This is a genomic window from Planotetraspora kaengkrachanensis, assembly GCF_016862895.1.
Classification (GTDB): domain Bacteria; phylum Actinomycetota; class Actinomycetes; order Streptosporangiales; family Streptosporangiaceae; genus Planotetraspora; species Planotetraspora kaengkrachanensis.
The window spans coordinates 1-6212 of sequence record NZ_BONV01000022.1 but is presented as its reverse complement, the minus strand read 5'-3'; the positions used below and the strand labels follow the sequence as shown (position 1 = coordinate 6212).

The following is a 6212-nucleotide window of genomic DNA, read 5'->3' as shown; positions in this document are numbered from 1 at the left end:
GACGTCGGGCTTCTATTCGGTGACAAGGTCGTACTTCGCGTCTCCATACGTGAACGGGTTGCTCACTGCGCTGGCGTCCGGATCGTCGGGAGGAAACGGCGTGTTCACCTACGGCGCGACGAGCACGTTCCCGACCAGCAGCTTTAGCGCGACCAATTACTGGGTCGATCTGGTGTTCAATTCCGATTAGCCAGGAGTGGTCGGCGCCTTGGTCGTGAGCACCGCGACGCCTTCCTCGATGTACCGGTTGCCGGACTTACGCCGGGTGTTGTCGTCGCCGGCCAGTGATCCGGGTGTCGTCCAGGACCCAGCGGATGATCAGCCTCGATCACTCACGGGGTTAGCTGAGCGGAGTAATCCGAGATCGGCTCCAGGGCCCGGCGCACACCCACATGAGCGGGACGACGACGCTGCCCTGGATGGTGTGGCCCGCGCTGAGGTTGGGATTCTCTTACCGCGGGATCGGATCGGGCGGCGTGACGTCGTGACCCTCCTCGCCACAGTGGGGGCCGACCGGTGCGTGGACCACCCCTGGATGTCATCGCCCATGAGCACGTGCAACGTGCTCATGGGAGATCGCGGAGCGGGTGGGGCCGAGGAGATGCGCCGGCAGCTGCGAGGTCCCACCAGGCCTGGTGGTAAGCACCCCACGTGATCTCAGGAGACGACGGCGCCGTCGGAATGGCGCGACGTTTCCGGGGCCATGGATGACCCGGCATGCTCGCGCACCACATAAGTCGGCCGGCCCATTCCGCTTCCGTGGATCCGGCCGATGTACTCGCCGAGAACTCCGATGGAGATCAGCTGAGCGGACGAGAAGAGCGCCACCATCGTGGCCACGGTGGTGAACCCGGCCACCGTGGTGTCGCCCGCTATGAAACGCCATAGAACGAGGCCACTCAGAAACAAGCCGATGAGGCCGACGATGAACCCGAGGTAGCTCGCCATCCGGAGAGGGACCGTGCTGTAGCCAAGCAGCATGTTCACCGCATGCCGGACCAGCAGGCGCAGCGAGTAGTTGGATCGCCCGTGCTCGCGCTCGTTCATGTGCACGTTTACCGCGTCCACCTGCGTGGTGGCCCACGACAAGGCCACGTCGAGAGACGCATGCGGGCCGGACAGCTCATCGAATCCATCACGAAGGCGCGTCCGGAAGGCGCGGAAGGCGCTGATCTTACGCGCGGCCCGGATGCCGAGCGCACCCGCCATGCCGGCTTTCACGGATCGTGAGGCGACGCTTCGGAGGAATCCGTGTTCCTCCGCGTACGGTACGCCGTATACGAGGTCAAGGCTGGCACCGTCGAGCGCGGCCAAAAGCAGCGGGATCTGCTCCGGCGGATGCTGCAGATCGTCGTCCATGGTGACGACCACGTCGAACTTCGCATCTCTGATTCCGGCGAGCAGTGCGTTGTGCTGGCCGTAGTTGCGGGACAGATGAATGGCGCGAACGCCATCGGTCCGCGCCGCCAGGTCGGCGGCCGTGCTCCAGGTCTCGTCCGGGCTTCCGTCGACGACGAGGATCACCTCGTGCAGGATCGACACCGCGCGAAGGACCGGCATGAGCCGGTTCACGAGTATCGGGAGGGTTTGCGCAGAGCGAAAACACGGAATTACCACCGACACTGACATTGTTCTCTCCGATTGCCTTCTTCAGCCGACTACACTCCGTTTGATCCTGGCGGCCGATCATGATCTGGAGTGATTGTCATATGGTTGAAGTCGAAAGCCGTTCCGTCCACGGCGCGCATCCACGTTCCGGTGGGCGAGCATTGTTCTCGGCCCTTAGTGGACACCGCATCACATACCTGTTCGCCGGTGCCATGACGGCTGCCGTCTATTACGCTCTCCTTGGCCTAGGATTGCTGGCGACCAAGGGTGTGGTTCCCTATCTTTTCCTCGTCGTGACGAGTCATCTCGTCACCGTGATCATCGTTTACCCGTGGTACAGGCTGGTGGTCTTCCGCGTGTCCGGGCAATCGTGGGTGGCCGGTTACGTCCGGTTTTATGTGGTCGGACTCAGCTTTCTCGCCGCGTCCCTCCTGGGTCTCCCGATTTTGGTGGAATACGTCGGAGTTCCTATTATGCTGGCCCAAGGTCTGATAATAGTAATGAGTCCGCCCCTGAGTTATGCGATACACCGGAGTTGGACGTTCCGTAACCGCACGAACGTCTAGTTCGGGCAACATATCCGATGGTCTTCGACAAAGACGATCTGTGCTTGAGGGCGATCGATTGGCGCTCCGCATAGGTTCGAGCAGGCCGGGACTCGCCGGCCACGCTTCTGCGGAAGGACTCCGACGTCGATGAAGGCTCTCGTTCTGGCGGGCGGCAAGGGAACCAGGCTGCGCCCGCTGACGTACACTTCGGCGAAACAACTCGTCCCGGTTGCGAACAAACCGGTGCTGTACTACGGACTTGAAGCGATACGGGACGCGGGCATCACGAGTGTCGGAATCATCGTGGGAGAGACGGGTCCAGAAGTCCGGCGCGCTGTAGGGGATGGGTCGAGGTTCGGACTCGAGGTGACCTATATTCCGCAGGAGGCCCCTTTGGGGTTGGCGCACTGCGTTCTGATCGCTCGGGACTTCCTCGCCGACGACCCTTTCGTCATGTACCTCGGCGACAACTTCCTGATCGGTGGAATCGCCGACCAGGTCAGCGCGTTCCGGGCAGGCGGATACGATGCCCAGATCCTGCTCACGAGGGTGGCCGAACCCCAGTTCTACGGCGTCGCGGAGCTAGGGCCCGCCGGTGAGATCATCGCACTTGAGGAGAAGCCGGCCGCCCCGAGAAGCGATCTGGCCATCGTGGGCGTGTATCTGTTCTCTCCGGTCGTACACCAGGCAGTGCGGGCGATCGGGCCCTCGGATCGTGGCGAGCTGGAGATCACCGACGCGATCCAGTGGCTCATTCGAAAGGGCCACTCCGTCCAGTCGCACATGGTCAGCGGGTACTGGAGAGACACAGGACGGCTGCAGGACATGCTGGAGTGCAATCGCATCGTCCTGGAATCGGTCGACCGTGACATCAAGGGCGCGGTCGATACCTTGAGCGAGATCACTGGAAGGGTCGTCATCGCGCCTGGCGCGGTGGTCGAGAACTCGATTCTCCGCGGGCCGATCGTGATCGGGGCGGACACCAAGATCTCTTCGGCTTACGTCGGTCCGTTCACCTCGATAGGGGCGGACTGCGTCGTTCAGAACGCCGAGATTGAGTACTCGATCGTCCTCGACGGCTCCTCGGTGGATGGCGTCTCGCGTATCGCGCACTCCCTGATCGGACGCAATGTCGAGGTGAGCCGCGCGAGTGGCCCGCCGTACACACACGAGCTCATGGTCGGAGACCACAGCCGGATACAGGTTCGCTCCTGATCGGACCCCCTCCCTCAGACGGCCGCGAGCAGCGTGGGTCGCACCAGATGAACCGTGAGGAGGGTGCACACGGGCTCGAATCCGTACCTTGCCCAAGCCCTCTGCACGCGGGTGTTGTGCCCTTGGGTGGAGATGACGACCTCCGCCGCGCCGCGAGCCAGCGTTCGGTCCTCTACTCCTTTCAACAGGTGGGCATAAAGGCCACGTCCTTGTGCTTTGCCGGCGATTCCCGCCAGCAGGATCTCCGTTCGAAGGGCGGTCTCATCGAGAGTCGCCAAGCCGAGGGCGTCATCCACCTCCCGCTCCCAAAGAGCCAGGCACCTTCCCTCATCGACGGAGCGCTGAGCCCATTCCTGGTAGCCCGCCAGCGCATCGCCGATCTTGAACAGAGGGTTGGCCAGGTAGTGATTTCCGTACCTGGCGAAAATGTCAGCGATCAGTGCCTTCGTCGTGGCCGGACAGACGATCCCGGTCGTGTCGAGGTTATTCGACGGGTCGGGCGCTCGGCCCTCTCCCGCACGCACACGCCAGTACGCGAGAGAGTCCGCGAGTATCGCCGTCCGGCCCAACGCGATCAGCTGTGCGAACCATGCGACGTACTGGGCCGGGTATCGGAGCACGATGACGTCCGCGTCCGATCCGCGAACGGCCTCACGCACTGCGATGAAGGAGTCCTCAGCATCGAGGGGGACGGTGAGGCGCTCGACCGAGCACCCGAAACGCGCCGACTCAAGCGGTGACTCATGGATCTGCACGTCCTCCGCGTGCATGACGTCATGCCATGCCACTAGACCACCTCGTAGCTCAGGACGGCGTCGATCACGCGCGCGACGTCGGCCTCATCCAGGTCCGCATACAGGGGCAGTCTCACGAGACGATCGGCCACCTGCTCGGTGACCGGGCACCCGCTCGCCACCCGTCCGTACCGTAGACCGGCAGGGGCGCTGTGCAGCGGCTCGTAGTGGGATGTCGCCTGGACGCCCTGACGGGAAAGATGTCCGATGAACGACTGGCGGTTTTCGAGATCGGGGAGCCGCAGGTAGTAGATGTGCGCCGTATGCAGACAGCCCTCAGGGACCACGGGCTGGGCGACCGCGTTCTCCTTCGCCCAACTGGACAGTTCGTCGTGATACCGCTGCCAAACGGCGTGGCGCCACATCTGGATCCGGTCGAAGGACTCCAGTTGTGCTGTCAGTTGGGCAGCGACGAGGTCGGAGGGCATGTAGTTCGAACCGACCTCGATCCAGCGGTACTTGTCCACCTGCCCCCGGAAGAACCGGCTGCGATTGGTGCCCTTCTCCCGGATGATCTCCGCCCGAGTGGCGAGGCCGGCCTCGTTCAGCAGCAAGGCGCCGCCCTCACCGCACTGCACGTTCTTCGTCGCGTGGAAGCTCTGTGTGGCCATGCATCCGAACGACCCCAGAGGCCTGTCGCCGTAGGACGCACCCAGTCCATGTGCGTTGTCCTCTATGAGAGCCAGGCCGTGCCGCTCCGCGACAGCACTGATGATCTCCATCGCGCAGCCCACACCTGCGTAGTGAACGACGACGATGGCGCGCGTACGATCCGTGATCGCTGATTCGATCAGGCGCTCATCGATGTTCAGGGTGTCCGGCCGGCAGTCCACGAACACTGGGATCGCCCCGCGCAGGGCGAAGGCGTTGGCCGTCGACACAAAAGTGAACGACGGCATGATGACCTCGTCGCCCGCCTGGAGATCGAGGAGGAGCGCGGACATCTCCAGCGCGTGCGTGCAGGAGGTGGTCAGTAGCGCCTGCTCCGACCCGGTGAGCTTCCTCAGGAGTCCGGTCGCCCGCTTGGTGAACGGCCCGTTCCCGGAGGTGAATCCCTGGTGCACGGCTTCCGCCAGGTAGTTCAGCTCGTTTTCGGCGATGTGCGCTTTGTTGAATGGAATTGTCGCTAGACCGGTAGTGCTCACGACGTCAGTGAACAGGGAGCGGACCAGCCGACACGCGCGCCGATCGCGTTCGTTGGCGAGCTCTTGCAGAAGCCTTACACGCGTTACGCGAAGTCCCAGGTTCAGATCATCGAAGCAGGGTTTCTACGAGCCGACGGGATTGCCGTCGTAGACGACGTCGACCCAGTAGTTCGTGGCTTGGAAGGCGTTTGTGGGGAAGGCGTTGGTCGCGCTGTAGATGTAGACGCCGTTGCCGCCGTTGCCGCTACTGGCGAGCGCGGTGAGGGGGCCGTTGTTGTGTTTGGCGGTGAAGTAGGGGCGGGTTATCGAGTATTTGCCGGTTGGCGAGTGGTAAGAGGCGATGTACGTCGTGTCGGGGTTGATCGTGACGGGGTTGGCGAAGTTGACCTGTTGCCAGCCGGATGCCGTTTCGTTGGTGAAGGTGGCGCTGGCGAGGAGTTGCCCGCTGCTGGACCACAGGCTTCCGGTGTGGGTTCCGGAGTTTTGCGGGCTCTTGTAGAAGCGGATGCCTCGGATGGTCCCGCTCGTGGCCGCTTGGAATTTCACGCCGACGGTGACGGCCTGTGCGTCGGGGTGGTCAGTGACCTCCGGCGTATCCGTAGCGCTCCAGAGGCTCTCGAACGGTGTGAAGACGACGTCGACCCAGTAGTTCGTGGCTCGGAAGGCGCTTGTGGGGAAGGCGTTGGTCGCGCTGTAGGTGAAGACGCCGTTGCCGCCGCCGGGGCCGTTGGCGAGCGCGGTGAGGGGGCCGTTGGTGTGTTTGGTGGTGAAGTAGGGGCGGGTTATCGAGTAGTTGCCGGTTGGCGTGTGGTAAGAGGCGATGTACGTCGTGTCGGGGTTGATCGTGACGGGGTTGGCGAAGTTGACCTGTTGCCAGCCGGATGCCGTTTCGTTGGTGAAGG

At 63.2% G+C, this 6212-nt stretch carries 7 protein-coding genes; 3 read left to right on the top strand and 4 right to left on the bottom strand.

All coding sequences use genetic code 11. The features are described 5' to 3' along the window. Positions 1-190: DUF4082 domain-containing protein (locus Pka01_RS23315; RefSeq protein WP_203884983.1), on the top strand; the 190-nt coding region annotated here is incomplete at its 5' end. Positions 191-657: 467 nt separating this feature from the next. Here Pka01_RS23315 and Pka01_RS23310 read toward each other — a convergent pair. Then, entirely contained in the window at positions 658-1629 is a 972-nt protein-coding gene (locus Pka01_RS23310) for a glycosyltransferase family 2 protein (protein WP_203884982.1), read from the bottom strand. 80 nt (positions 1630-1709) lie between these two features. On the opposite strand from Pka01_RS23310, the gene Pka01_RS23305 reads away from it, so the two are divergent. Together Pka01_RS23305 and Pka01_RS23300 are read left to right on the top strand one after the other, a co-directional pair. Further along, positions 1710-2174 carry a GtrA family protein gene (locus Pka01_RS23305; protein ID WP_203884981.1) on the top strand — a complete coding sequence of 155 codons (465 nt, stop codon included), beginning with the start codon at positions 1710-1712 and terminating at the stop codon, positions 2172-2174. 129 nt (positions 2175-2303) lie between these two features. Next, the gene (locus Pka01_RS23300) at positions 2304-3371 is read left to right on the top strand and encodes a glucose-1-phosphate thymidylyltransferase (RefSeq protein WP_203884980.1); all 1068 of its coding nucleotides are present in this window, start codon (positions 2304-2306) and stop codon (positions 3369-3371) included. Between the two features lie 14 nt (positions 3372-3385). On the opposite strand, the gene Pka01_RS23295 is transcribed toward Pka01_RS23300, so the two are convergent. The 3 genes from Pka01_RS23295 to Pka01_RS23285 all read right to left on the bottom strand — a co-directional run. After that, a complete protein-coding gene (locus tag Pka01_RS23295; RefSeq protein WP_203884979.1) occupies positions 3386-4141 on the bottom strand; it encodes a GNAT family N-acetyltransferase in 756 nt (251 codons plus the stop codon). A 17-nt stretch (positions 4142-4158) separates the two neighbouring features. Then, positions 4159-5310, bottom strand: coding sequence for a dTDP-4-amino-4,6-dideoxygalactose transaminase (gene rffA / locus Pka01_RS23290; protein WP_239115230.1), 1152 nt, complete (start codon positions 5308-5310; stop codon positions 4159-4161). A gap of 123 nt (positions 5311-5433) precedes the next feature. Continuing rightward, the coding region (locus tag Pka01_RS23285) for a DUF4082 domain-containing protein (RefSeq protein WP_203884978.1) at positions 5434-6212 on the bottom strand (779 nt) is incomplete at its 5' end.

What these genes read in the sequence shown, in the direction of transcription:
- Pka01_RS23310 (WP_203884982.1), bottom strand. Translation starts at nt 1,629, where the DNA reads ATGTCAGTGTCGGTGGTAATTCCGTGTTTTCGCTCTGCGCAAACCCTC.
- Pka01_RS23305 (WP_203884981.1), top strand. Translation starts at nt 1,710, where the DNA reads ATGGTTGAAGTCGAAAGCCGTTCCGTCCACGGCGCGCATCCACGTTCC.
- Pka01_RS23300 (WP_203884980.1), top strand. Translation starts at nt 2,304, where the DNA reads ATGAAGGCTCTCGTTCTGGCGGGCGGCAAGGGAACCAGGCTGCGCCCG.
- Pka01_RS23295 (WP_203884979.1), bottom strand. Translation starts at nt 4,141, where the DNA reads ATGCACGCGGAGGACGTGCAGATCCATGAGTCACCGCTTGAGTCGGCG.